The sequence below is a fragment of the Frankia gtarii genome, assembly GCF_025403375.1.
Lineage (GTDB): Bacteria > Actinomycetota > Actinomycetes > Frankiales > Frankiaceae > Frankia > Frankia gtarii.
In genome coordinates, this window is the sequence record NZ_JAMPTM010000089.1 from 1 (window position 1) to 22,756 (window position 22,756).

Annotated in this window: 21 protein-coding genes and 1 pseudogene; 11 read left to right on the forward strand and 11 right to left on the reverse strand. The window is 70.7% G+C overall.

The features are described 5' to 3' along the window. Nucleotides 1-104: 104 nt before the first annotated feature. From NBZ83_RS15000 to NBZ83_RS15010, 3 genes and pseudogenes are all read right to left on the reverse strand, one after another. On the reverse strand, nt 105-791 hold the full coding sequence (locus NBZ83_RS15000; RefSeq protein ID WP_261575208.1) for a hypothetical protein: 687 nt from the start codon (nt 789-791) through the stop codon (nt 105-107). 325 nt (nt 792-1,116) lie between these two features. Continuing rightward, a pseudogene (locus NBZ83_RS15005) lies at nt 1,117-1,545 on the reverse strand (SAM-dependent methyltransferase); the annotation flags it as partial. A gap of 40 nt (nt 1,546-1,585) precedes the next feature. Further along, nucleotides 1,586-1,936: a DMT family transporter gene (locus NBZ83_RS15010; RefSeq protein ID WP_261565371.1), complete on the reverse strand. Its 351-nt coding sequence runs from the start codon at nt 1,934-1,936 to the stop codon at nt 1,586-1,588. A gap of 129 nt (nt 1,937-2,065) precedes the next feature. On the opposite strand from NBZ83_RS15010, the gene NBZ83_RS15015 reads away from it, so the two are divergent. From NBZ83_RS15015 to NBZ83_RS15025, 3 genes are all read left to right on the forward strand, one after another. Further along, entirely contained in the window at nt 2,066-2,995 is a 930-nt protein-coding gene (locus NBZ83_RS15015) for a LysR family transcriptional regulator (RefSeq protein ID WP_261565370.1), read from the forward strand. Nucleotides 2,996-3,252: 257 nt separating this feature from the next. Continuing rightward, entirely contained in the window at nt 3,253-3,513 is a 261-nt protein-coding gene (locus NBZ83_RS15020) for a hypothetical protein (RefSeq protein ID WP_261565369.1), read from the forward strand. Nucleotides 3,514-3,773: 260 nt separating this feature from the next. After that, entirely contained in the window at nt 3,774-4,490 is a 717-nt protein-coding gene (locus NBZ83_RS15025) for an NUDIX hydrolase (RefSeq protein ID WP_261565368.1), read from the forward strand. Between the two features lie 24 nt (nt 4,491-4,514). Here NBZ83_RS15025 and NBZ83_RS15030 read toward each other — a convergent pair whose 3' ends face one another. The 4 genes from NBZ83_RS15030 to efeU all read right to left on the reverse strand — a co-directional run bounded on the left by NBZ83_RS15030 (nt 4,515) and on the right by efeU (nt 8,562). Then, on the reverse strand, nt 4,515-4,994 hold the full coding sequence (locus NBZ83_RS15030; protein WP_261575209.1) for an HIT family protein: 480 nt from the start codon (nt 4,992-4,994) through the stop codon (nt 4,515-4,517). 14 nt (nt 4,995-5,008) lie between these two features. Beyond that, entirely contained in the window at nt 5,009-6,265 is a 1,257-nt protein-coding gene (efeB, locus tag NBZ83_RS15035) for an iron uptake transporter deferrochelatase/peroxidase subunit (protein WP_261575210.1), read from the reverse strand. Between the two features lie 124 nt (nt 6,266-6,389). Beyond that, nucleotides 6,390-7,577: an iron uptake system protein EfeO gene (gene efeO, locus NBZ83_RS15040; protein ID WP_308203794.1), complete on the reverse strand. Its 1,188-nt coding sequence runs from the start codon at nt 7,575-7,577 to the stop codon at nt 6,390-6,392. Between the two features lie 100 nt (nt 7,578-7,677). Further along, nucleotides 7,678-8,562: an iron uptake transporter permease EfeU gene (efeU, locus tag NBZ83_RS15045; protein WP_261565364.1), complete on the reverse strand. Its 885-nt coding sequence runs from the start codon at nt 8,560-8,562 to the stop codon at nt 7,678-7,680. A gap of 1,182 nt (nt 8,563-9,744) precedes the next feature. On the opposite strand from efeU, the gene NBZ83_RS15050 reads away from it, so the two are divergent. Next, nucleotides 9,745-10,398, forward strand: a complete 654-nt coding sequence (locus NBZ83_RS15050; RefSeq protein ID WP_261575211.1) for an NUDIX domain-containing protein — start codon at nt 9,745-9,747, stop codon at nt 10,396-10,398. A gap of 122 nt (nt 10,399-10,520) precedes the next feature. On the opposite strand, the gene mtnC is transcribed toward NBZ83_RS15050, so the two are convergent. After that, complete coding sequence (mtnC, locus tag NBZ83_RS15055; protein WP_261565362.1) at nt 10,521-11,231, reverse strand: acireductone synthase; 711 nt, start codon at nt 11,229-11,231, stop codon at nt 10,521-10,523. Next, nucleotides 11,228-11,848 carry a 1,2-dihydroxy-3-keto-5-methylthiopentene dioxygenase gene (locus NBZ83_RS15060; protein WP_261565361.1) on the reverse strand — a complete coding sequence of 207 codons (621 nt, stop codon included), beginning with the start codon at nt 11,846-11,848 and terminating at the stop codon, nt 11,228-11,230. Before NBZ83_RS15060 ends, mtnC begins: the two co-directional genes overlap by 4 nt. Before the next feature lie 120 nt (nt 11,849-11,968). On the opposite strand from NBZ83_RS15060, the gene mtnA reads away from it, so the two are divergent. Then, entirely contained in the window at nt 11,969-12,997 is a 1,029-nt protein-coding gene (gene mtnA, locus NBZ83_RS15065; protein WP_261565360.1) for an S-methyl-5-thioribose-1-phosphate isomerase, read from the forward strand. On the opposite strand, the gene mtnB is transcribed toward mtnA, so the two are convergent. Beyond that, nucleotides 12,978-13,766, reverse strand: a complete 789-nt coding sequence (gene mtnB, locus NBZ83_RS15070; RefSeq protein ID WP_261565359.1) for a methylthioribulose 1-phosphate dehydratase — start codon at nt 13,764-13,766, stop codon at nt 12,978-12,980. The genes mtnA and mtnB overlap by 20 nt on opposite strands. A gap of 182 nt (nt 13,767-13,948) precedes the next feature. Between mtnB and NBZ83_RS15075 the strand changes: the two genes are divergently transcribed. Then, complete coding sequence (locus tag NBZ83_RS15075; RefSeq protein ID WP_261565358.1) at nt 13,949-14,725, forward strand: aquaporin; 777 nt, start codon at nt 13,949-13,951, stop codon at nt 14,723-14,725. A gap of 173 nt (nt 14,726-14,898) precedes the next feature. On the opposite strand, the gene NBZ83_RS15080 is transcribed toward NBZ83_RS15075, so the two are convergent. Further along, on the reverse strand, nt 14,899-15,498 hold the full coding sequence (locus NBZ83_RS15080) for a TetR/AcrR family transcriptional regulator (protein ID WP_261565357.1): 600 nt from the start codon (nt 15,496-15,498) through the stop codon (nt 14,899-14,901). Nucleotides 15,499-15,637: 139 nt separating this feature from the next. On the opposite strand from NBZ83_RS15080, the gene NBZ83_RS15085 reads away from it, so the two are divergent. The 5 genes from NBZ83_RS15085 to NBZ83_RS15105 all read left to right on the forward strand — a co-directional run. Further along, on the forward strand, nt 15,638-17,185 hold the full coding sequence (locus NBZ83_RS15085) for an MFS transporter (RefSeq protein WP_261565356.1): 1,548 nt from the start codon (nt 15,638-15,640) through the stop codon (nt 17,183-17,185). 670 nt (nt 17,186-17,855) lie between these two features. Continuing rightward, the gene (locus NBZ83_RS15090) at nt 17,856-18,695 is read left to right on the forward strand and encodes a nitrilase-related carbon-nitrogen hydrolase (RefSeq protein ID WP_261565355.1); all 840 of its coding nucleotides are present in this window, start codon (nt 17,856-17,858) and stop codon (nt 18,693-18,695) included. Nucleotides 18,696-18,739: 44 nt separating this feature from the next. Beyond that, nucleotides 18,740-20,194, forward strand: a complete 1,455-nt coding sequence (hydA, locus tag NBZ83_RS15095; protein WP_261575212.1) for a dihydropyrimidinase — start codon at nt 18,740-18,742, stop codon at nt 20,192-20,194. Nucleotides 20,195-20,215: 21 nt separating this feature from the next. Beyond that, the gene (locus tag NBZ83_RS15100; protein WP_261565353.1) at nt 20,216-21,706 is read left to right on the forward strand and encodes a CoA-acylating methylmalonate-semialdehyde dehydrogenase; all 1,491 of its coding nucleotides are present in this window, start codon (nt 20,216-20,218) and stop codon (nt 21,704-21,706) included. Between the two features lie 4 nt (nt 21,707-21,710). Continuing rightward, on the forward strand, nt 21,711-22,756 hold a 1,046-nt coding region (locus NBZ83_RS15105), incomplete at its 3' end, for a TIGR03842 family LLM class F420-dependent oxidoreductase (protein ID WP_261575213.1).

The window sequence follows — 22,756 nt, forward strand, 5'->3', positions numbered from 1 at the left end:
GAACGCCCTCAGCTCGACGCAATCTGCGGATCTCCGCCCAGTCCTCCACCTTCAGCACCCCTCCTACACCAGCAGGGGGTCAGTTTTCGCGGCCCCCTGGGGGGTCAGTTTTCAGGAGGCGGCGACAGGCTTGCTGGTTGACCGCTGTCGTCGCCGATCGCCAACGCCCACTGGGTGTCCTGGTTGCGCAGGTCTCTGATTACCGTGCCCAGGGTGCGGCGAGTGTTGTTCGGGCAGACCAGCGGACAGGCGAGCGCTTCGACGGCGAGGACCGCCTCGTCGTATGCCTTGTCTGGGTCTGGATTGAGACCGTAGGCCGCGGCAAACGCGGTGCGGAGGTGGTCGCCGGCGACCGGATCAGCGGCGACAGCCTGCTTCACGGCCGCGGTGACGGTCGGATCGAGGAGCACGGTGAGGCAATGCCGGTCAACATCGACGGTGTAGCGGGATGCCCCATCCGCGAGGAGATCGCTGAGTTCCTGCGCTGGGTCGATGGCCCTGATGTCGGGGCGGTGCTTGAGAAACTGGACCCTTTCCCACAAGGAGGTGTTCAGTTGTAGGACCGCGTCGACAACGGTCAGTAACTGGTCGCCGTTACACCAGACGAGCTGGTCGATGTAACCACGGCCGATGCTTCGCTCCCAGCGCAACCGCATCACGACCCGCCGGGCCAAGACCTCGTCACTGTCCAGCGCCACGACGAGCCAGTCCCGCAGGGGACCGATCAGCCAGGCGGGCACCCCGTCAGACAATGTCGTGTCGATGGGCAGCCCGGCCACCCGGGCGGCCAACGGCTGGAACGGGACTCCGGCGATCGCAGTGGAACGCTACTCCCAGACAGCTTGTACCGGTACCGAATTCTGGCCCACCATGTCGGGGTGTGCGCAATGGCTACCGGGCCGCGACTCATGCGGGGACGGTCGTCCAACCGGCTGACCACCCGCACCACCTCGAGCCGGGGCCAACGACCTGTCGACAACGCCGTCGAGAGAGCCAGGATGTGACTCAGCCATCCCGGCGATGCGGTGGCCGGCTTCCTGCGTCGGAGCCGTAAGGCATGTGCAATGCGGGTGCGGACCCCGGCGTCGGCCCGATTGCCAAAAGATGCTGGTGAGAAGCCTGATCCTGCGCGAGCACGATTGGGTCGTTGTCGGCGTAGACGACCCGGGCGTCGGGGACGACGCTCTGGGCGACCTCGTGCAGGTTCGGGCTGGTGGGGATGCCCGTGCCGATGTCGAGGAACTGCCGGATCCCGACCTCGCCGGCCAGGTACCGGGTCGCCCGGATCATGAACTCCCGGTTCTGGCGGGCGGCGACGCGAGCGTTCGGAAACACCGACAGGGCCTGCTCGGCGGCCTCCCGGTCGACGGGAAAGTTGTCCTTCCCGCCCAGGTAGTAGTCGTACATCCGGGCCGAGTGCGGCTGGTCGGTCTTCAACGCCACCGGGGTGTGCTCGTCGGCGAGGGATTTCCACCACTGCCCGTCCGCGGTGGGCCCGTTCTCCGGTCGCTCGCCATCCGGGTCGGACAGATCCGCGCTCGACATCACAACCAGCCCCTTCATCTTTGGGACGATCCACCATGAATCACCCTAATGGGTGACTGTGCTCTGCGTGTCGGTCTAGTGCGGGAAGAGTGACTACTTCTGCCGACTCGACCGCCGTCGTCCTCGCCGGTGGGTCGGTGGCGCCGAGCTGGGACAGGGCTGCGCCGATGAGGATCACCAGCGTTCCGGCCGGCTCGTTCCACCTCGGGCTCTCGCCGAGGATCAGCACCCCGGCCAGTGTCGACGCGACGGGGACGACGTAGGTGACCGTCGCCGCGACGGTCGCGCCCGCATCCCGGACGAGCCCGTACTGGACCACGAACGCCCCGCCGGTGCCGAGGACGCCGATCAGCAGGCCGGCGAGACGCGGGCTTTTCGTCGGCCTGGCCATGACTCCTGGCGACCGGGGGCGACACCTGCAGGCTATGGCGGAATGGTGACGGCATCGGCCCGTCATTGGCGCGCCCAGGCGGAGAGAACAAGGTAAATCTACTAATGAGCACCGCGTGGCACTGCTTATATGTTGAACCTGGAACGATTGCGGGTCCTGTGCCTGGTCGCCAGGTACGGATCGGTCGGCGCAGCCGCGGACATGCTTCATGTCGCCACCTCGTCGGTTTCCCGGCAGATCGCGAAGCTGGAGCGGGAGACGGGCACTGACCTGCTGCTCCGCCACGGCAGGGGAGTCCGGCTCACAGATGCGGCAACCCTGCTGGTGGATCACGCCGAGCGCATACCGTCGATGATGGGCGAGGCGGAGGCGTACCTTCACGCGCAGCTCGGCAAGGTGGTCGGCACGCTGACTGTCGGCGCTTTCCCGACCGCGGCCCGCGGATTGTTGCCGGCCGCGCTGCGCCTGCTGGGAGAGCGGCATCCCGGCCTTGCCGTCCGGGCCGAGGAGATGGACTTCCGGCGTCCCCTCGTGCGGGTTGGTCGGGGTGAGCTGGATCCGGGCCTGGTGCAGGACTGGGAGAACGCACCTATGACTCTGCCGGACGGACTCCACCGCACCATGCTCATGGCGGACGTCGCGGAGGTGGCGCTGCCCGCCGACCATCCGCTCGCCGGGCCCGGCCGGGACTGGATCGCCGTCGACGAGGTGCCCGGCGAGCGCTGGATCAGCCGGACCGTGGGTTCCACCTGCCACGACTGGCTTGTCCACACGCTGCGGACCCATGGCGCCCAGCCCCGGATCGAGCACACCGTGATCGAGTACCCGACCCAGCTCGCGATGGTCGCCGCGGGCATGGGGCTTGCCGTGGTGCCTCGGCTCGGTCAGGGGCCGGTGCCGGCCGGGGTCCGCGTGCTCCCGCTGCGCCGCGGGCCGCGGCGCAGTCCACGTGACGGTTTCTCGGCGGCACCGGGAGGTGAACGGATGCGCCCGCGCGACACCGCCTCTCCCCGGATAGCTGTGCCGAGGGGGCAATACGGGCATAGTGGGTTCTGGTAAACCGATGCGGTATTTTGCCGCACCTGGGTGTTGTCACCAGGTTCCGGGATCGTTACGCTTCCCCTGCGCCGGTTCGAGATGCGCCTTTCGGGCAGCCGGCTGAATCACGGGGGTTCACTTTCTGTGTCGGTGCTATGGGTCGCCGACCGTTGTGGGCTGTCTCGCAGAACGGGCCCGGCTGGTTTTCCTTTTCTTGTTCACCAGCCGGATTCCTGCATGGGCCGAGATGCGGCCGTGCGGACAGGAAAGGTGGAAACATGTCCCTTTACCACACCGAAATCCAGTGGGGCGGTCCGGGTGCGGACTGGCACAAGGACAGCGACCTGCAGATCGTCATCAGCAACCGGAACGGCGTCGTGCCCCAGTCGGGCCGGCCCGCCACCGGAACGCAGGTGTCCTGGTCGGGCCCGCAGGGGAACGGAAGCGTGACCTTCTTCAATGACGGCGCCTCGTTCCAGGGCGCGGCCCAGTTCCCGAACGAGGGCCCGGTGGGCTACCGCGGAACGGCCGCATCGTAGGCAGCTCCATGGTGTGACAGCCGGTCGCGGTGCGTGTGGCCGCGGCCGGTTGCACGCGTGTCGTGGCGCCGTCGGACTGGCGCCACTGCCAAGACCGCGGCGCCACCGCCACGAGAGGGGAACGCTAGCCGGATCGCCGCGCCGACGTCGACCGCGCATCGCGGAACACCGTGATCCCTGAGGCTGGAACGCATGGCCCGGTTCCGCGAAACACCACGGTCGCACAGTCGCGGACGAGAGGCAGGGGAGAGGATCACAGCATGACAGCGGACTCCGTATCCTCGCGCCCCGTGCCCACGGGAGCCGACCCACCCGACCCTTCCGGCTCACCCGAGCTGTCGTGGGGGCAGGTCGGGTCCCGCAATCCCGACTGGCTGCCGTGGGTGCGCGAGTTGCACTCCATCGCCCAGGCCGGGCTCGCCTACTCCCAGGACCCCTACGACCTCGAACGGTTCTCCCAGCTCCGGCGGCTCAGCTACGAGATCGCGGCCCACTGCGCCGCTGTCACGGTCGAGGCGGCGGAAGGTCTCTTCGGCGGTGAGGTCGGGTACCAGACGCCGAAGGTCGACGTGCGTGGCGTGCTGTTCGACGGCGCCCGGATCCTGCTCGTCCGGGAGAAGGAGGACGGCGGCTGGTCGCTGCCCGGCGGCTGGGCCGACGTGGGCCTCACCCCGGCCGAGGTCGTCGTCAAGGAGATCTTCGAGGAGGCCGGGCTGCGCGCCGAGCCGGAGCGCCTGCTCGCGGTCCTCGACAAGCGCCGCCATGCCCACCCGCCGTACCCGAACGACACCTACAAAATCTTCATTCGGTGCCGGGTGGTCGGGGGAACCCCCAGTGGCGGACTGGAGACCTCCGAGGTCGGCTGGTTCCCGCGCGATGCCCTGCCGCCGCTGTCCGAAAAGCGCAACACCGCCGGCCAGCTCGCCACGATGTTCGGCTATCTGGACGACCCCACCGCCCCGGCCATCGTCGACTGAACCGGTGCCCGGTGCCCGGGGGCGTCAGTGCTCGGAGTCGAGCGCTGCGGCGAGCCTGATCGCGAGGTCGTCCATCTCCGCCGGCGGCACCCATTCGGCCTCCGATCGGCGCAGGAACGTGAAGACGTCCGGGCCCTGGTCCGCCGCGGGCAGATCGGCGGCACGCGGCACGACGTGGACGTGCAGATGCTCGAACCCGTCGGCCTCCGAGAACGCGGCCACATAGGTCTTCACGCAGCCGGTCACCTCGACCAGCGCCCGGCTCAGGCGCCAGGTCAGCACCCCGAGCTCGGCGGCCTCGGCCGCGGTGAGCTCCGCCGGAGAGGTGACGTGCCGCCGGCTGACCAGGACCAGCCACCCCGGCAGCGCCGCGCGGATCGCGTGCGCGGCCCGCCAACCGGTCCCGATCAACACCCTTTCGCGCGGCGGCAACCCGGCCAGCGCCGCGTTACCCGCGCACGAGTAGCAGCTCCGCTCCCCGGCCGCCGCCACCTCCAGGTCCATTGCGACTCCTGCCATCAGGTGGTGAACAGGCTGCTGGCCCAGAAGTCCTTGGGGTCGCGGACGCCGGGCGGGACCGCGAACACGGCGCTGCTGGTGTGGACGATGTACTCGTTGAGCGCGTCCGAGGCGGCGAGTCGGCGCTGGATCGGGATGAATCCGGTGCGGGGGTCGCGCTGGAACGCGATGAAGAACAGACCCGCGTCGAGCTGCCCGGTCTCCTGGTTGACGCCGTCGGTGTAGGAGTAGCCGCGGCGCAGGATCGTCGCGCCGTCGTTGGTCGACGCGGCGGCGAGCCGGATGTGGGCGTCCGCGGAGATGACCGGCTCGCCGTCGGCGCCTTTGACGGTCAGCGGGACCGGGTCGAACTCCTCGGCCGCGCCCAGCGGCGCGCCGCTCGCCTTCGTTCGCCCGAAGACCTGCTCCTGGTCCTGAAGGAAGTCGCGGTCCCAGGATTCCAGCAGCATCCGGACGCGGCGGGTGACGACGTAGGTGCCACCGCGCATCCACGCCTGGTCGGCGTCGGCACCGACCCAGACGTGCTTGTCCAGCGACGTGGTGTCCTCACGCTTGATGTTGTTCGTGCCGTCCTTGAAGCCCATCAGGTTTCGTGGGGTGTCCTGGCCGTCGCTGGTCGTGCTGGTCCGACCGAAGCCGAGCTGGAACCAGCGCAACACGGCGGTGCCCTGGGCGAGACGGCGCAGGTTGCGCACGGCGTGGAAGGCGACCTGCGGGTCGTCCGCGCAGGCCTGGACGCACAGGTCGCCGCGGCTGCGCAGCGGGTCGAGGTTGTCGCCGGGCAGCGGGGGGATGTCGGCGAGCGCCGCGGGCTTGCGCCCGGCCAGCCCGAAGCGTCCGTCGAACAGGCTCGGCCCGACTCCGAAGGTGATGGTCAGGTTGCCGGCGGTCAGCCCGACCGCTTCGCCGGTGTCCCGCGGCGGCGAGTGCGGCGCGGCGGCGTCGTCGGCGACGGCCTGTCCGGCGGCCATGCGGGCGGCGGCGGCGGTCCATCCGACGAGCAGCTCGCGTAGCTGATCCCGACTCACCCCGGCGGAGACGTCGAAGGCGGCGAACGCCAGCCGGTCCTGGGCGTCGGTGGTGATGCCGGCCTGCTGCGCACCGTGGAACGGCACGATGCCCCGCGGCGCCGCGGCGGTCGCCGGTGACGAGTCGTCCGAGCAGCCCGCGGCGGTGGCCGCGACCATGCCTGCGCCGGCGAAGCCCGCGGCGCCGAACAGCGCCCGCCGGCGCGACAATGCGAACCGTTCGACCATGACGAATACCCCTCTCTCATGGGTCAGAGGGTTCACCCATGGGCTGGGGGCCGGGCGAATGCCCGCCCCCAGCCCCTCTGACCTGGTTCTTCGCGATGCGCGGCCCGGCTCCCGCCGGGGCGGACTAGCTGACGACGACGCCCGCGACCTGGGACAGCGGCTCGGCGAGGGCGTCGACCGCCTGGGACAGGCCGCGGCGCTGGTCCTGCGTCACCTTGTCGTAGTTGACGTAGCCGGTGCCCTCCTTGTACGGGGCCAGCGCCTTGTACAGGGCGGTGAAGCGGGTGCGTACGGTGCTGGCGAGCTTCGGGTCGAGCGACTTCAGCGCCGGCTCGAGCAGCGTGAACGCCTTGTCCGCACCCTCGACGTTGCCCTGCACGTCGAGGAGGTCGAGCTTGCTGTACCGCTCCTCCTCGCCGGTGATCTTCGTCTTGCCGACCTCGTCGAGCAGCTCGGTGGCGCCGTTGGCGATCTGCGCCGGCTGGAAGGTCGCCTTCGCCACGAGCGTGTTGAGCTTGCCGACGTCGGTGTTGAGCTTGTCGGCGATCGGCGCGGTGCCGGCCAGCGAACGGTCGGCGAAGATGGCCTTCTCCAGCCGGTGGAAGCCGGTCCAGCTCGCCACGTCGGGAGCGTCGTCGATGCGGGCGTCGATCGCGGGGTCGAGGTCGCCGAACGACTCGGCGACCGGCTCGATCCGCTCGTAGTCCAGGCGCGGCGCGGCATAGAGCTTCGCGGCCTGGTCGAGGTCACCGGCCTTGACCGCGGTCACGAACGCCCCGGTCGTGGTGACCAGGTCCGCGACCTGCTGGCGGACGTAGGTGGCGTAGCCGGTGGTCGCGGTGCTCAGCGCCGCGGTCACCTCGGCGCCGCGGGTCGCGGCGGCGGTCGCCCCGGCAGCCTGGGTGACGGTGAAGTCGACCTTCTCCGTGTCCGCGCCGGGGCAGTACAGCTGGTACTTGCCGGCCTTCACATTCAGCGAGAACGTCCCGGACAGGCCGGGGGTGAGATTCTCCTTCTCGCCCAGAATGGTGTTGCCGTCGACCAGCTCGGCCTCGGTGACATCACCCGCGTCCTTGTTGACCACCTTGAACGTGGTCGGGCCCGACGGGATCGTCGCCACGTCCGGCAAACAGCTTTTCGAGGTGATCGTGACGGTGACCGTCTGCTTCTTCCCGGCGGCGCTCGACCCGCTCGACCCGCTCGGCCCGCCTGAGCCGCCCGAGTCACTTCCTCCACAAGCGACGACGCCCGTCGCGATCACAACGGCTATGGCGCTATACGCGACAGGTGCGCGGCGCACGTGTGCCCCCACTCTTGTTTCTCGACTAACGAAAATGGATACGTACGGTTAGCGGCTCTCGCGGTGGCGGGGGCCAGGCTGGCGGTCCGGGGATGCGGTCACGGGGGTGCGGTCACGGCGCCGCGGGCGCCGGGTCGGTGGCCGGCGCTCCCTCGGTGCCCCGCTCCGCGGTGGTCGTGGGCCCGGCCGGCGGGCGACGACGGGCTGGCCAGGCGACGTAGGCGGCCAGCGGCAGCAGATACACCAGCCAGGCCACGACCTCGGCGACCACGGGCCGTGGCTGCAACCCCAGCACCCCGGTCAGCACGCTCGCCAGCGGCGTACCCGGGCGGACCAGCCACGACAGGTCGAACGTCCGCTGCTGACCGAGGTCGAGCCAGCCCGCCTCGTGGGCCGTGTGCGCCGCGGTTGCCAGCAGGCCGGCCGCGATCAGGACGAGGACGAAGCCCGTGACCCGGAAGAAGCGCGCCAGGTTGATGTGCACGCCGCCGCGGTAGATGCCGAAGCCGACCGCCGAGGCCACCAGCACGCCGAGCAGCGCGCCGCCGCCGGCCGAGGCCGGCGAGGTGCTCGCGTTGAACGCCGCGATGAGGAAGACGGCCGTCTCGAAACCCTCGCGCAGCACGGCCAGGAAGGCCATGAGCACCAGCGCGCGGGTCGAGCCGCTCTCCAGCGCCGACGCCGTGGCCGACTCCAACGACCCTCGCAGATCCCGGGAGTGGCGGCGCATCCAGACCACCATGTACGTCACCATCGCCACCGCGATGAGTCCGATGACCGTCTCGAGCCCCTCCTGCTGGCGCTGGGGCAGCTCCCGGTCCAGGACGCGCAGCGCGATGCCGATGCCCAGGCAGAGCAGCAGCGCCAGCGACACGCCGAGCCACACCTGGCGCAGGGCGTCCCGGCGATCTCGCTGCCGGAGGAAGGCCGCGACGATGCCGACGATCAGCGACGCCTCAAGGCCCTCCCGAAGGCCGATCACAAACGTGGGAAGCAAATCCGGCCTCCGTCTCTGTGCGTCCGCAGCTTCCGGCATGTGCGGTCCGTCACCTGCGGTTAACCTCAGCTAAGTTAGGGCAACCTAACGGCGTTGGCAAGAGAACCGGGACGGATGGGGCGGGCCGGCACCGTGCCCGCAGGACCGTCCCGGCGCGCCCGCCACCTGCGGGAACGGCGATCACGCCGGCGCTGTGGCGCCGGTCGGCCCCGGACTTTCGCGCGCCCCGCGAGGCAAAGGTGAAGCCGCCGGCTCGCCATTCGCATAAGCCGGTCACCACTGGTGCACGAATGGGTCGCCATGGTGGCTTTCGAGGATCGTTTTGGCCCCGTGGTCGCTCAGGCGGGCGGATCAGGTGCGGCGGCCGGTCCGATGATTTGCGCTCGAGTGAGCTCACCAAATCGCTCGACATGTGTATGAACCGGCCCGGATCATCAAGGATGACGGGAATCACATCGCCCCGGCGGTGGGCGGTGGATGCACGGGGCCGGTCGGCATCCGTGGTCGGCTCGTCCTGAGGTGGGAGTGGCTCTGCGTGATGGTCGTGGGGTCGTCGTCGCGTCGGTCGATCGCCGGCGCGAGCGCGGCGGCCGGGCCGATCGGACCCGGGTACCGACACGTCCTGGACTGAGGAGTGTGTCCGTATCTGCGGGTCAATTTCGGAAAAAGTTCCGCATCTGCGTCAACATTGATCAATATCGCCCGCTGGTGAGGTGCACCGCCTTCCGTATCGGAGCGGCGTGAGGCGTCTCCGACGGAGTCCGCCGTTCATCGTGGGCCGGTCGGAACGTTGGATTTTTCCGTATCGTCGTGAGTGCCCGCCTTAGTTGGCGCACCAGCCCGTCCCGGATGCTCGGGACGCCGCAAGATGTCAACGAAATGAACGCGCGATCTCATGGATTATGCTCGCCTGGAAGTTCATGCTTCCGGCGCGTGGACTTCCCCGAGGTCGCCGCGAATCGCTGGCGAGGTCGGCCATTTCGTGGTCGGGTATCGGTGATGCGGCTGCGCAGGCGGTCCGCTTCGTGGTTGCCGGCCTGACCGTCAGTCCTGTGCCAGATGAGGACGGACATGAATGAAGATCGCGAGAGTTCCAGGATGACGGACGGAAGCGGATCTCATAACGGAGCGCATGTCGTCGGACGCGAACAGCGTTCGCCGGAGGGGATGGCGGACTATCCGGTGAACGGTGAAGTGCCCACCGTGACCCGCCCGGTCTCCGGTGGCGAGATCCCGCCCATGGCGAGGCCCTATGTAGCCGCCGGCGCCCTCTTCTTCGACGACGACGACCGGGTCCTGCTCGTCGAACCGTCCTACAAGCCCGGGTGGGACATTCCGGGCGGCTTTGTCGAGCCCGGTGAATCTCCGTACTCCGCGTGCGTGCGCGAGGTGGAGGAGGAACTCGGCATCACCCCGCCGATCGGCGAGCTCCTCGCGGTCGACTGGGCCCCGCGTCCCAAGGACGGCTGGCTGGAGGGGGAGATGCTGCTGTTCGTCTTCGACGGCGGACTGCTGCCCGCCTCCTGGCGTGAGCGCATCCGGCTCGACATGGACGAGCTCGTCAACTTCGCCTTCGTGCCGGTGGACGAGGTCGACCGGCTGCTCCCGCCGTTGCACGCCCGCCGCGTCGCCGCGGCCGCCCGCCTGCGGCGCACCCCGCGCCAGGCTGGTTACCTGGAGTACGGCGAGCAGATTCCTGTTCAGTCGACGGCCTGTGGGGCAGCCGGGCGCCCTGCGTCGCGTCGCCCGCCCGGCCCGGCGCCCGAACCCGACCTTGCCGACTGGCCGTCCGATCTCGGCGCGCTGTCCGCCAATGTCCGGGAGAGCCGCGGCTGAGCCGGCTGAGGGTTGAGCCGGCTGAGGGTCGAGCCGGAGCGGATCTGCGGCTGGGTCGATTGGCGGCCCGGGTAGATCGCGGGCCGGGTGGGGGTGGCGGCCGAGGCGATCCTGGGCACTGCTCAGGCCGCGTCGATGGCCATCTCGGTGAACGACGTGACACAACGGTGGCCGCCGGCATCGTGGTGCGGCTCACCGGGGCGTAGGACGGCGACGGTCGAGAACCCGGCGGCCGCCGCGGCGTCGAGTTCGGCGGACACGTCGGACACGAACACCGCGCGCTGTGGCGCCACGGCGAGGTCCGCGGCGATCCGGAGGTAGGCGGCCGGGTCGCGTTTGGGCCCGGCGCTGTCGATGTCGAAGTATCCGTCGAACAGGCTGGTCAGATCGCCCGCCGGGGTCGCGGCGAACCAGGCCCGCTGAGCTCGGGTGGAACCCGACGAGAACACCGCCAGCCGGACTCCCGCCCGGTGCCAGCGCCGCAGGGCGGGGGCGACGTCGTCGAAGAGCTGGCTGGTGAGCTCCCCGGCGGCAAAACCCGCCGCCCAGATCAGGCCCTGCAGCGCCTTCAACGGCGCCGCCTTGCGGTCGTCGTCGCTCCACTGCGTCAACGTGGCCACGACCCGTTCCACCGGCGCGTCGACATCGCCGAGCAGCGACCGAGCCTCGTCGATGATCCGGCGCACCTCGGGGTCGTCGCCGTGCTCGCGGACCCACGGCCCGAGCCTCGCCCGGGCGTACGGGAACAGGGTGCCCTGCACCGCGCCGGTGGCACTCGTCGTCCCCTCGATGTCGAGCAGGGCGAGCTCGGCGGTCAGACGCGGCGGGCTCATGATGCCGCCGCCGGCCTCTGCGCGGCCGACTGGGCGTTGGCGGTGGCACGGCGGGCGAGGGCGTCGAAGTCCGGAATTCGGGTGGCGACGTCGCTGCCGGTGAAGGCGCCGACCCAGCCGTCCCGTGCCCGGAAGAACCGGACCGCGGTGAAATCCGGATCGACGCCCATGTCGAACCAGTGGGTCGTCCCCTTCGGCACGCTGATCAGATCGCCGGCCTCACACCGCACCGCCTGCACCCGGCTACCGACGTGCAGGTAGAACACGCCGCTGCCGGCTGCAAAGAACCGAATCTCGTCGTCGTCGTGAGTGTGCTCGGCGAGAAAGCGCTCCCGCGCGGCGGCCGCCACCTCGCGCCAGTTCGCCGCCGTAGTCGGGTGCAGGGCGGCGACATCGACGAGGACGAATCCCTCCGCAGCCGTCAGCTCGTCAATCCTCGAGCGGTAGGCGGTGAGGATTTCCTCGGTTCCGGCGTCGGCCGGCAGACCGGATGCGAGCGGCCACCGCTCAAAACGCACGGCTATTCCGGCCAATACCGCCCTGATGCGCGCGGGATCGGTGGTTTCCTCGAGAAGGCGCGGCCGGGCTTCGACCGCCCACGTCGTGAGATACGTCATCGCCTGTCAATGCTCCGCCGGGTCGGGATGCGGGTCAAGGGCCATGGCCGGTGCCGCCGGGCGGGTGCATCCCGGTCGTTTCCCGGTGCGCGGCCCGCGGGTATCGGTTACCGTCCGATCATGGCGGATGTCAGCGGGCCCGAGCCGCGGCCGCTGGTCTGGACAGGCTCCTCGCTGCGCCTGCTCGACCAGACCGCGTTGCCCGAGGCGCTGGTCCACCTGGAGGTGGACGACCCGGACGAACTGGTCGCCGCGATCCGCCGGCTCGCCGTGCGTGGGGCGCCCGCACTCGGGGTCGCCGGGGCCTTCGGTGTCGCGCTCGCGCTGCGCAGCGCCGAGCGCGAGGGCTGGGAGACCGGGCGGCTCGACGCGGCACTGCGCCGGCTGCGGGCCGCCCGCCCGACCGCCCTGGCGCTCGCCGCCGGCGTCGACGCGGCCGCCCGGCGGATTCCCGACGGCATGTCGGCGGTGCTGGCGGTGGCCGAGCGGCTCGCCGTCGAGGACGAGACCGCCAACCGGGCGATCGGTCGGCACGGCGCCGACGGCGTGCTCGCCCGAACGACCCGGCGCCCCCTGCGGGTGTTGACGCACTGCAACACCGGTTCGCTCGCGACCGCCGGGTGGGGGACCGCGCTCGGCGTCATCCGCGAGCTGCACGCCCGCGGCGCGGTCGAGGTCGTCCACGTCGACGAGACGCGGCCGCTGCTGCAGGGCAGCCGGTTGACCGCCTGGGAGCTTTCCCGTGCCGGCATCGACTGCCGCATCCAGGCCGACAGCGCCGCCGCGGGCGCGATCCTGCGCGGTCTCGTCGACGTCGCGCTGGTCGGCGCGGACCGGATCGCCGCCAACGGGGACGTCGCGAACAAGATCGGCACGGTCGGGATTGCGCTGGCCTGCGCCTACGCGGACATCCCGTTCGTCGTCGCCGCCTCCCGCTCGACGATCGACCCGGGCACCCCGTCGGGGGCGGACATCCCGATCGAGGAGCGCGACGGCGCCGAGGTGCTCTCGCTCGCCGGCCGGGCGACCGCGCCGCCGGGCGTCCGCGGCTTCAATCCCGCGTTCGACGTCACCCCCGCCCATCTGGTCAGCCTCCTCGTCACCGAGGACGGCGCGAGGCCCGGCGGCCCTATCCCCGCGGTCCGCTGACGATCCGCTCCGGGGTGCGCACGGCCCACTCGCACAGCCACTCCACCGCCTCGGCCCGGTGCCGGGCGCCGATGAGGTCGGCGGCCCAGACGTACATCCCGTGCCGGGCGACGAGGACCGCGGGCGTCGCCGGTTCCCACGCGGCGTTCACCCGCCCGGCGAGCACGGCCATGTTCTGACTGTTCGCGACGACCGGCAGCCGAACCGGATCTCCGTCGGCGGCGTGGCCCAGCGCCTTGAGCATCTCGTGGTCGCGCAGGGTCAGCCCGGCCGGGAACCGGTCGGCGGCCAGCACCGAGGCGACGGTGTGCAGGTGGACGACCGCACCGGCCCCGGTCAGCCCGATCAGCCGGGCATGAAGGACGGCCTCCGCCGACGGCCGCCGCGGCGCAACGCCCGCCACCCGTGAACCGTCCGCACCCGGCGCCTCCCCGATCGGTACCCGTCCCGTCGGTACCCGTCCCGTCGGCACCCCGGCTCCGTCCAGCTCGACGACGTCGGCCGCGGTGAGGGCGCCCTTGTCCAGGCCGCTCGCGGTGACGAGGATGCGCACGGGATCCGTCCCGACGACCACCGAAAGGTTGCCGGAGGTCGCCCGCATCCAGCCGAGCCGCGCGTAACGCGCCGCCTCCTCGGCGAGTTCCGCGCCCGGTTCAGGCCCACTGCTACTGCTGCCGCTACTACTGCCGCCGTTGCCGTTGCCGCCGCCGTTGCCGCCGCCGCTGGCGTCGTCCCTGCCGCTGCCGGGCGCCGCCGTTGCCGTGGCCATGAGGCGAGTATGGGCGCGCGCCGGGACTGTCGCGGCGGATCCGGCCGGTCCGCCGATGGGTTAGCACATGATCGTCTGGCGGGGTTGGAGACCCTGTGGAAGCATTCATGTGCTTGGAGTAACTGAATCGATATGCCTGCCGGCTGCGGCCGGGACGGTCTCGGCGACGGAGGAGGTGCCGTGTGCGTAGGTACCTGGTCGAAGGTCTCGGAACGTTCGTGCTGGTTCTCGGCGGGGTGGGGACGGCCGTGCTGGCGCGCGACTACGTGGGCGTGCTCGGGGTCGCGCTGGCATTCGGCCTGGCGCTGCTCGTGTTGGTGTACGTGATCGGGCCGATCTCCGGTTGCCACGTGAATCCGGCGGTGACCCTCGGGATGTTGCTGTGCCGGAAGATCGAGCCACGGCACGCGCTGGGTTACGTGGCGGCGCAGTGCGTGGGCGCGATCGTCGCCGCGGGCACGGTCTGGCTGCTCGCCGACGCGGGACCGGTCGGGTATTCGGCCGGGGTACAGGGGCTCGGCGCCAACGGCTACGGCGTGCACTCGCCGGGCGGCTACGGCCTCGGTGGCGTCTTCCTCGTCGAGATCCTGCTCACCGCGCTGCTGGTGTTCACGGTGCTCGGCGCGACCGACGTCCGGGCGCCGTTCGGCTTCGCGGGCCTCGCGATCGGTCTGGTCCTCACCCTGTGCAACCTGATCAGCATCCCGCTCGACGCCACCTCCGTGAACCCGGCCCGCTCGCTGGGTCCGGCGGTCTTCGTCGGGGGTTGGGCGCTCGGGCAGCTCTGGCTGTTCATCCTGGCGCCGGCGATCGGCGCAGCCCTCGCCGCGGCCGTCTACCTCGGACTGCATCCGGAACAGCAGGTCAGCGCGTCCACCGCGGAAGCCGAGCTGCCGCAGGAGTCGCTGAGCCGGATCGCCCGGGAGACCGCCCGGCTCATCCGCGGCGGGGTGGAGTAGCCCCCGAGCGCCTGAGTGGTGCCGCCGAGGTTCAGCCCTGGGCGGCGTTGGCGAGCGCGTCGGCGGTCGCCTCGCGTCGATGAGCGCCATCGGCGATGCCCCGCCGCGGTGGGCGACCGGTCCGCGCCGCGAGCCGACTTGGGATCAAGAGACATCCGCGATGTGCCGATCGACTACTGCCCGCCGGCGGGGATCAGGGGTTCGCCCAGTACGCGCAGAGCCTCGTCGAGCAGGCCGAGCGGATCGGCAAGCGAAGGGTCGTCGGCCCACCGGCTCATCACCTCGTCGAGGACCAGCAGCACTGTGCCGGCCAGCAGGCGGGAAGCCATCGGGTCGACGTCGTCACCGAACCAGGGAGCCAGCGCGTCGGCGAGGCGGTCACGGCTCTTGCGCCGTTCCTCCAGCCAGCGGCCCCGAAGCGCCGGTGTCTCACGCAGCATGAACTGGAAGCCACGCGCCCTGGTGGAATTGTCGCCGACAGGAGCGAGGACCGCCCTGAGCATCGTGGTCAGCACCGATCTCAGCGTCTTGTTCTCGTCGTACTCGCCGAGATGGTCGATCGCATCGTCCATCGAGGCGCTGGCGATGGCGGTGACAACGTCCTCTTTGCAGGGAAAATAACGGAAGAAGGTACGTGGGGAGACGGCGGCCGCGTCGGCGATGTCCTGCACGGTGGTCGCGTCGTAGCCGCGCTCCAAGAAGAGCCGCCCGGCTGCCTCGGCCATCTCGCGCCGCGTCCGGAGCTTGTTCCGTTCCGTCAAGCCGGCGGCCATGATCCCTCCTGTCTGGCGCCCAAACTCCATCGTCCTCCGGGTCGCGTCAACTTGGCAGCTTCTGCCATGATGACATATGTTGCCGGCATGGCGGAGCAAGCCTCACCGTCGAGCCGTCTGGCCGTAGAGGGGCGCGTGGGTGACCAGCCTTGACGAGCACGAACTGACGACACAGCCGGCGAGATCGACGAAGGCCCAGTGGTGGATCCTCGTCATCATCGCCTGCGCGCAGCTGATGGTGGTGCTCGACTCGACGATCATGATCATCGCGTTGCCGTCGGCCCAGCGGGCGCTCGGCTTCTCGGATGCTGCCCGCCAGTGGGTCATCACTGCATACACGCTGGCGTTCGGCGGGTTCCTTCTCGTCGGCGGGCGCATCAGCGACATGCTCGGGCCCCGACGCACGCTCATGGCCGGCGTCATCGGCTTCGCGCTGGCCTCGGCGCTGGGCGGCGCCGCTCCCAACACCGCCATGCTGATCGCCGCCCGCGGGTTGCAGGGGCTGTCCGGCGCGCTCCTCGCCCCGTCCGTGCTCTCCCTGCTCACGGCGACCTTCCCGAGCCCCCGGGAGCGCGGCCGGGCGTTCGGGATCTACGCCACGATCGCGATCGGCGGGTCGGCCTTCGGGCTGATCCTCGGCGGCTTCCTGACCCAGTACGCCGACTGGCGCTGGTGCCTGTACGTGAACCTGCCGATCGCCGCTCTGGTGATCTTCGGGGTGGTCGCGATGATCCCGAAATCGACGGGTAGGCCCGGCGTACGGCTCGACATCGCGGGCGTGGTCCTCGGCTGCGGCGGCCTCGTCGCCCTCGTGTACGGGCTCGGCGAGGCCGGGGCCGACGGCTGGGGCTCTCGCGGCGTCCTCATCCCGCTCGCGCTCGCGGCTGTACTGCTGGCCTGCTTCGTCGTCTGGCAGAGCCGGGGATCGAATCCGCTGTTGCCGCTGCGCGTGCTCAGAGATCGCAACCGCAGTGGGGCGTACCTGACAATCCTGCTCGCGATGACCGCCATGTTCGGCACCTTCGTCTCGCTCACCTTTCTTTTTCAGTCGGTCGACCACTACTCGCCGCTGCGGACCGGGATCGCGTTCCTGCCGCTGATGGTGCTCAACGGGCTGGCCTCGACCCAGCTCGCCAGCCGTCTCATGCCCTATGTGCCGACCCGGCTGCTCATCGTCCCGGGACTCCTGTTCGCGGCCGTGGGCATCGCGCTACTGACGAGGTTGACTCCTGACGCGGCGTTCGCGACCCGTGTGTTGCCGACCGAGATCCTTCTCGGCGTCGGTCTCGGCGTCGCGATGGTCCCGGCCATCAGCACGGCGACCAGCAACGCCGATCCCAACGACGTCGGCGTCACCTCGGCCATGTCGACCACGTCGCAGCAGATCGGCGCTTCCATCGGGACCGCCCTGCTGAACACGATCGCGGCCTCGGCGGCGACGAGCTACCTGGCATCGCATCGCGGAGGCGACGCCATCCATGCCACCGTTCACGGCTACGCGACCGCCAGCGCGTGGGGGGCCGGGATTCTGGCGCTCGCCGCGCTGACAGCCGGGCTTCTCATCAACGTCCATCCCGGACGGGCGCACCCGTCCGACGCAGCCCGCGGAGCGGGCGGCCATGGCGGTGAGCTCGCCGCACAGCCGAGCCAGGTAACGCCACTCGTCCCGGCGGCCCAGGGCGAGTAGGCCACGGGCACGGGCGACCTGGCTGAGGCGGCCGCCGCGAGGAGAACCCGGCGGCCGTCGCCGTCGGCGACCGCCGTGGGACACCCCAGGGCTCCGGCGTGTTCGGGGTCTGTCGCCAGCCGCTCCCAGAGTCCCTCCCGCAACACGCCGCCGGCTCCCACCACACCGGCCGCGGCACGGGACAATGCGCCCACAGGCACGCCGCACCCCAGACCACGAAGACGTCAGACACCTCCGTGATCTACAAGCGGTGTGCCTGTTCCCGGGCCAGCGACACGTGCCCCGACCGCGTCTCACCCACCAAACCCCACACGACCAGCACAGACCCCGCGGACAGGATCAACCAGTCAAACCCCAAACACCCCGAAGCCCTGGGGGTCGCCCACCGCGGCGGCGATCAGTTCGAGCATGGCGTTCGTTCCCCGACTGCAACAAATGGTAACAACAGGACGATTGTTCGGGTTGACGTGTGACAGTAGTCTGCTGTCACGCAAACCTGATCCTCCGGCGTGCGCTGACCGGTGACGGGGTACGGCGAATGACGCCGGACCGATCCGCGACGGTGCGTGGAAGCGGCACCCGGCAAAGCTGGCACAGCAGATTTCTGGGGCAGACCGCCAGGACGAACGCGCGGCGGGCCAGGTGGTCAGGCGACAGGGGTGGTGCAGGCATGTCAAGGGTGATTCGAGCCGCTCTCGTCCAGGCCCGCTGGACCGGCGACAAGGAAACGATGATCAAGGCGCATGAGGAGTACGCCCGATCCGCCGCCGCCGACGGGGCGAAGGTGATCTGTTTCCAGGAGCTGTTCTACGGCCCGTACTTCTGCCAGGTGCAGGACCCTGCCTACTACGCCTACGCCGAGTCGATCCCCGGGCCGACGACCGAGCGTTTCCAGGCGTTGGCCGCCGAGCTCGGCATGGTCATGGTGCTGCCGATGTACGAGCAGGAGCAGCCCGGGGTGCTGTACAACACCGCGGCCGTCCTCGACGCCGACGGCCGCTATCTCGGCAAGTACCGTAAGACCCACATCCCGCATGTGACCGGGTTCTGGGAGAAGTTCTACTTCCGGCCGGGGAATCTGGGATTCCCGGTCTTCGACACCGCGATCGGGCGTGTCGGTGTCTACATCTGCTATGACCGTCACTTCCCCGAGGGCTGGCGGGCGCTCGGCCTGAACGGCGCCGAGATCGTGTTCAATCCGTCGGCGACGTCCCGGGGTCTTTCCAACTATTTGTGGAAACTGGAGCAGCCGGCTGCGGCGGTCGCCAACGAGTACTTCATCGGCGCCATCAACCGGGTCGGGATCGAGGATCTCGGCGACGACGACTTCTACGGGACGTCCTACTTCGTCGACCCCGAGGGCACCTTCGTCGACGGCACCGGCGACGCGCACGAGCCCGAGCTGATGGTCCGCGACCTCGACCTGGACCTGCTGGCCGAGGTGCGCAACCGCTGGGCCTTCTACCGGGACCGCCGCCCGGACACCTACGGCGACCTCACCGCCCCCTGACCCCTGACCGTCCCCTGTCCCTGCCCGTCGCAAGGAGCTGAGGCATGAGAACGCTCATCACGGGTGGGACGCTGGTCGGACCGCTCGGCGCGGCCCCGACGGACGTGCTTGTCGACGGCGAGACGGTGGCCGCCCTGCTCGCCCCGGCCGCCTCGCTCACCCCGGGTGCAGCCGGTGGCGGGGCGGCGAGCGCGGCCGGTCACCCGGCGGTCGACGCCGACCGGGTCATCGACGCCACCGGCAAGTACGTCATCCCGGGCGGGGTCGACGTGCACACCCACATGGAACTGCCCTTCGGTGGTACCGCGGCCTGCGACACCTTCGCCACCGGCTCGGCCGCCGCGGCCTGGGGCGGCACGACCACGATCGTCGACTTCGCCGTGCAGCGCACCGGCGAGGTCGTCGAGGAGGGGCTGGCTGCCTGGCACGCGAAGGCCGAGGGGCAGTGCGCGATCGACTACGGCTTCCACATGATCATGGGTGGGGTGGACGAGGCCGCGCTCAAGGCGATGGACTCCCTCGTCGCCCACGAGGGCGTCACCAGCTTCAAGCTTTTCATGGCCTACCCCGGCGTGTTCTTCAGCGACGACGGCCAGATCCTGCGGGCGATGCAGCGCGCCGCCGACTCCGGCGCCACGATCATGATGCACGCGGAGAACGGCCTGGCCATCGACGTCCTCGTCGCCCAGGCGCTGGCACGCGGCGACACCGACCCGATCCATCACGGCCTGACCAGACCGCCGGCGCTGGAGGGCGAGGCCACCCACCGGGCGTCCGTGCTCGCCCAGGTCGCCGGCAACCCGCCGCTGTACTTCGTGCACCTGTCCGCCTCCGAGGCCCTCGCAGTGGTCAGCGCCGCCCGCGCCGCCGGGCGCAACGTGTTCGCCGAGACCTGCCCGCAGTACCTGTACCTGAGCCTGGAGGAGCACCTTGGCGCCCCCGGCTTCGAGGGCGCCAAGTACGTCGCCTCCCCGCCGCTGCGCACGAACACCGCCCCGCACGCCGACGACCTGTGGCGCGGCCTGCGCACCGACGACCTCGCCGTCGTCTCCACGGACCACTGCCCGTTCTGCTTCGTCGAGCAGAAGGAGCTCGGCCGCGGCGACTTCTCGAAGATCCCCAACGGGATCGGGACGGTCGAGCACCGCATCGACCTGATCTACCAGGGTGTCGTCACCGGGAAGATCTCGCTGCAGCGCTGGGTCGAGACCTGCGCGACCACCCCGGCGCGGATGTTCGGCCTCTACCCGCGCAAGGGCGTCATCGCCCCCGGCTCGGACGCCGACATCGTCATCTACGACCCGAACGCGACGACGACGATCAGTGCCGCCACCCACCACATGAACATCGACCACTCGGCCTGGGAGGGCTTCGAGATCGCCGGGAAGGTCGACACGGTGCTCTCCCGCGGATCCGTCGTCGTCTCCGGCGGGCAGTTCAGCGGGCGCGCCGGTCACGGCCGCTACGTGCCCCGCGGCCTGTCCCAGTACCTGCGTTGACACGAACGAGGAGGTGCGGCGATGCGGACGATCGGCCATCTGATCGGCGGGGCCGAGGTGGTGGACGCGGCCGGCCGCTTCGCCCCGGTGTGGAATCCGGCGACGGGCGAGCAGCAGGCCCGCGTCGCGCTCGCCTCGCCTGAACAGGTGCGCGCCGCGGTCGGCGCCGCCCGCGCGGCGGCCCCGGGCTGGCGGGCGACACCGCTCGGTCGCCGGGCCGAGGTGATGTTCCGCTTCCGCGACCTGCTCGACGCCGGCCGCAAGGAGGTCGCCCGGCTGCTGACCGCGGAACACGGCAAGACCCTCGACGACGCGCTCGGCGAGATCGCCCGTGGCCTGGAGAACGTCGAGTTCGCCTGCGGTGCCCCGCACCTGCTGCGCGGCGGCTACTCGGAGCAGGTCTCCGCCGGTGTCGACGTCCACGAGGTGCGCCAGCCGCTCGGCGTCGTCGCCGGCATCACCCCGTTCAACTTTCCGGCAATGGTGCCGCTGTGGATGCTGGCGAACGCGCTGGTCTGCGGCAACGCGTTCGTGCTCAAGCCCAGCGAGCGCGACCCGTCCCCGGCGCTGTTCCTCGCCGAGCTGCTGGGACGCGCCGGGCTGCCGGACGGCGTGCTCAACGTGGTGCAGGGCGACAAGGTCGCCGTCGACGCCCTGCTCGACCATCCCGACGTCGCCGCGGTGAGCTTCGTCGGCTCCACCCCGATCGCCCGCTACGTCTACGAACGCGCCACCGCGGCCGGCAAGCGAGTGCAGGCCCTCGGCGGGGCGAAGAACCACCTGGTCGTCCTGCCCGATGCCGAGATCGCCGCGGCGGCGGACGCCGCGGTCTCCGCGGCCTACGGCTCGGCCGGCGAGCGCTGCATGGCGGTGTCGGTGGTCGTCGCGGTCGGCGAGGTCGCGGACCCGCTGGTCGAGGCGATCGCCACGCGGGTCCGCGGTATCCGGGTGGGGCCCGGGTACGACGACGCCAGCGAGATGGGGCCGCTGATCACCGCGGCGCACCGGGGCCGGGTCGCCGGCTATCTCGACATCGCCACCGCGCAGGGGGCGAGCGTCGTCGTCGACGGCCGCGCCGATCCCGCCACCAGCGGTCCCGGCTTCTTCCTCGGCCCGAGCCTCGTCGATCATGTGCGGCCCACCAGCGCCGTCTACACCGACGAGATCTTCGGCCCGGTGCTCGCCGTCGTGCGGGTCGCGACCTACGACGAGGCGCTGCGGCTGATCGAGGACAACCCGTACGGCAACGGTGCGGCGATCTTCACCCGCGACGGCGGGGCCGCCCGGCGGTTCACTGCCGAGGTCGAGGCGGGGATGGTCGGCGTCAACGTGGCGATCCCCGTGCCGGTCGCCTACTACAGCTTCGGCGGCTGGAAGGGTTCGCTGTTCGGCGACCTGCACATGTACGGCCCGGACGGGATCCGCTTCTACACCCGGACCAAGGTCGTCACGTCCCGCTGGCCCGACCCGACGACGAGCTCGGTCGACCTCGGCTTCCCCCGGACGCGGTGACGCGGTGGACATCTCAGTGGTGCTGCAGACGAACCCGCCCGCCTCCCGGGTGGTCGACCTCGCCCGGCAGGCGGAGAACCTGGGCTTCAGCCACGTCTGGACCTTCGACTCCCACCTGCTGTGGGAGGAGCCGTTCGTCATCTACAGCCAGATCCTCGCCGCGACCCGCAAGGTGCTGGTCGGGCCGATGGTGACCAACCCGGCGACCCGCGACTGGACGGTCACGGCGTCGTTGTTCGCCACCCTCAACGAGATGTTCGGCAACCGGACGATCTGCGGGATCGGCCGGGGCGACTCGGCCGTGCGGGTACTCAACGGCAAGCCCACGTCCCTGGCCACCCTGCGGGAGTGCATCGAGGTCGTGCGCGAGCTCGCGAACGGGCGCAGCGCGCAGGTCGGGGGCAGCGCCGTGCGCTTCCCTTGGGGCGCGGCGAGCCGGCTCGACATCTGGGTCGCCGCCTACGGGCCGAAGGCGCTGGTGCTGGCCGGGGAGATCGGCGACGGGTTCATCCTCCAGCTCGCCGACCCGGACATCGCCGCCTGGACCATCCGGGCGGTGCGCCGCGCGGCCGAGCGGGCCGGCCGGGACCCGGCGGCGGTGAAGTTCTGCGTGGCCGCCCCCGCCTACGTGGGCGGAGTCGACCCGCTGTCGCTGGCCCACCAGCGCGACCAGTGCCGCTGGTTCGGCGGGATGGTCGGTAACCACGTCGCCGACCTCGTCGCCCGCTACGGCGCGGACGGCTCCGTGCCAACCGCGCTGACCAGCTACATCGCCGGCCGCACGGGCTACGACTACAACGAGCACGGCCGGGCCGGCAACGCCCACACCATGTTCGTCCCCGACGAGATCGTCGACCGGTTCTGCCTGCTCGGCCCGCCCGAGGCGCACGTCGAGCGGCTGACGCAGCTCGCCGAGCTCGGCGTCGACCAGTTCGCCGTCTACCTGCAGCACGACGCCAAGCTCGCGACCCTCGAGGCATACGGCGAGACGGTGATTCCCGCCCTCGCCGGCACGGTTCGCGCCACCACCGCCGGCACGCAGCCCCCCGC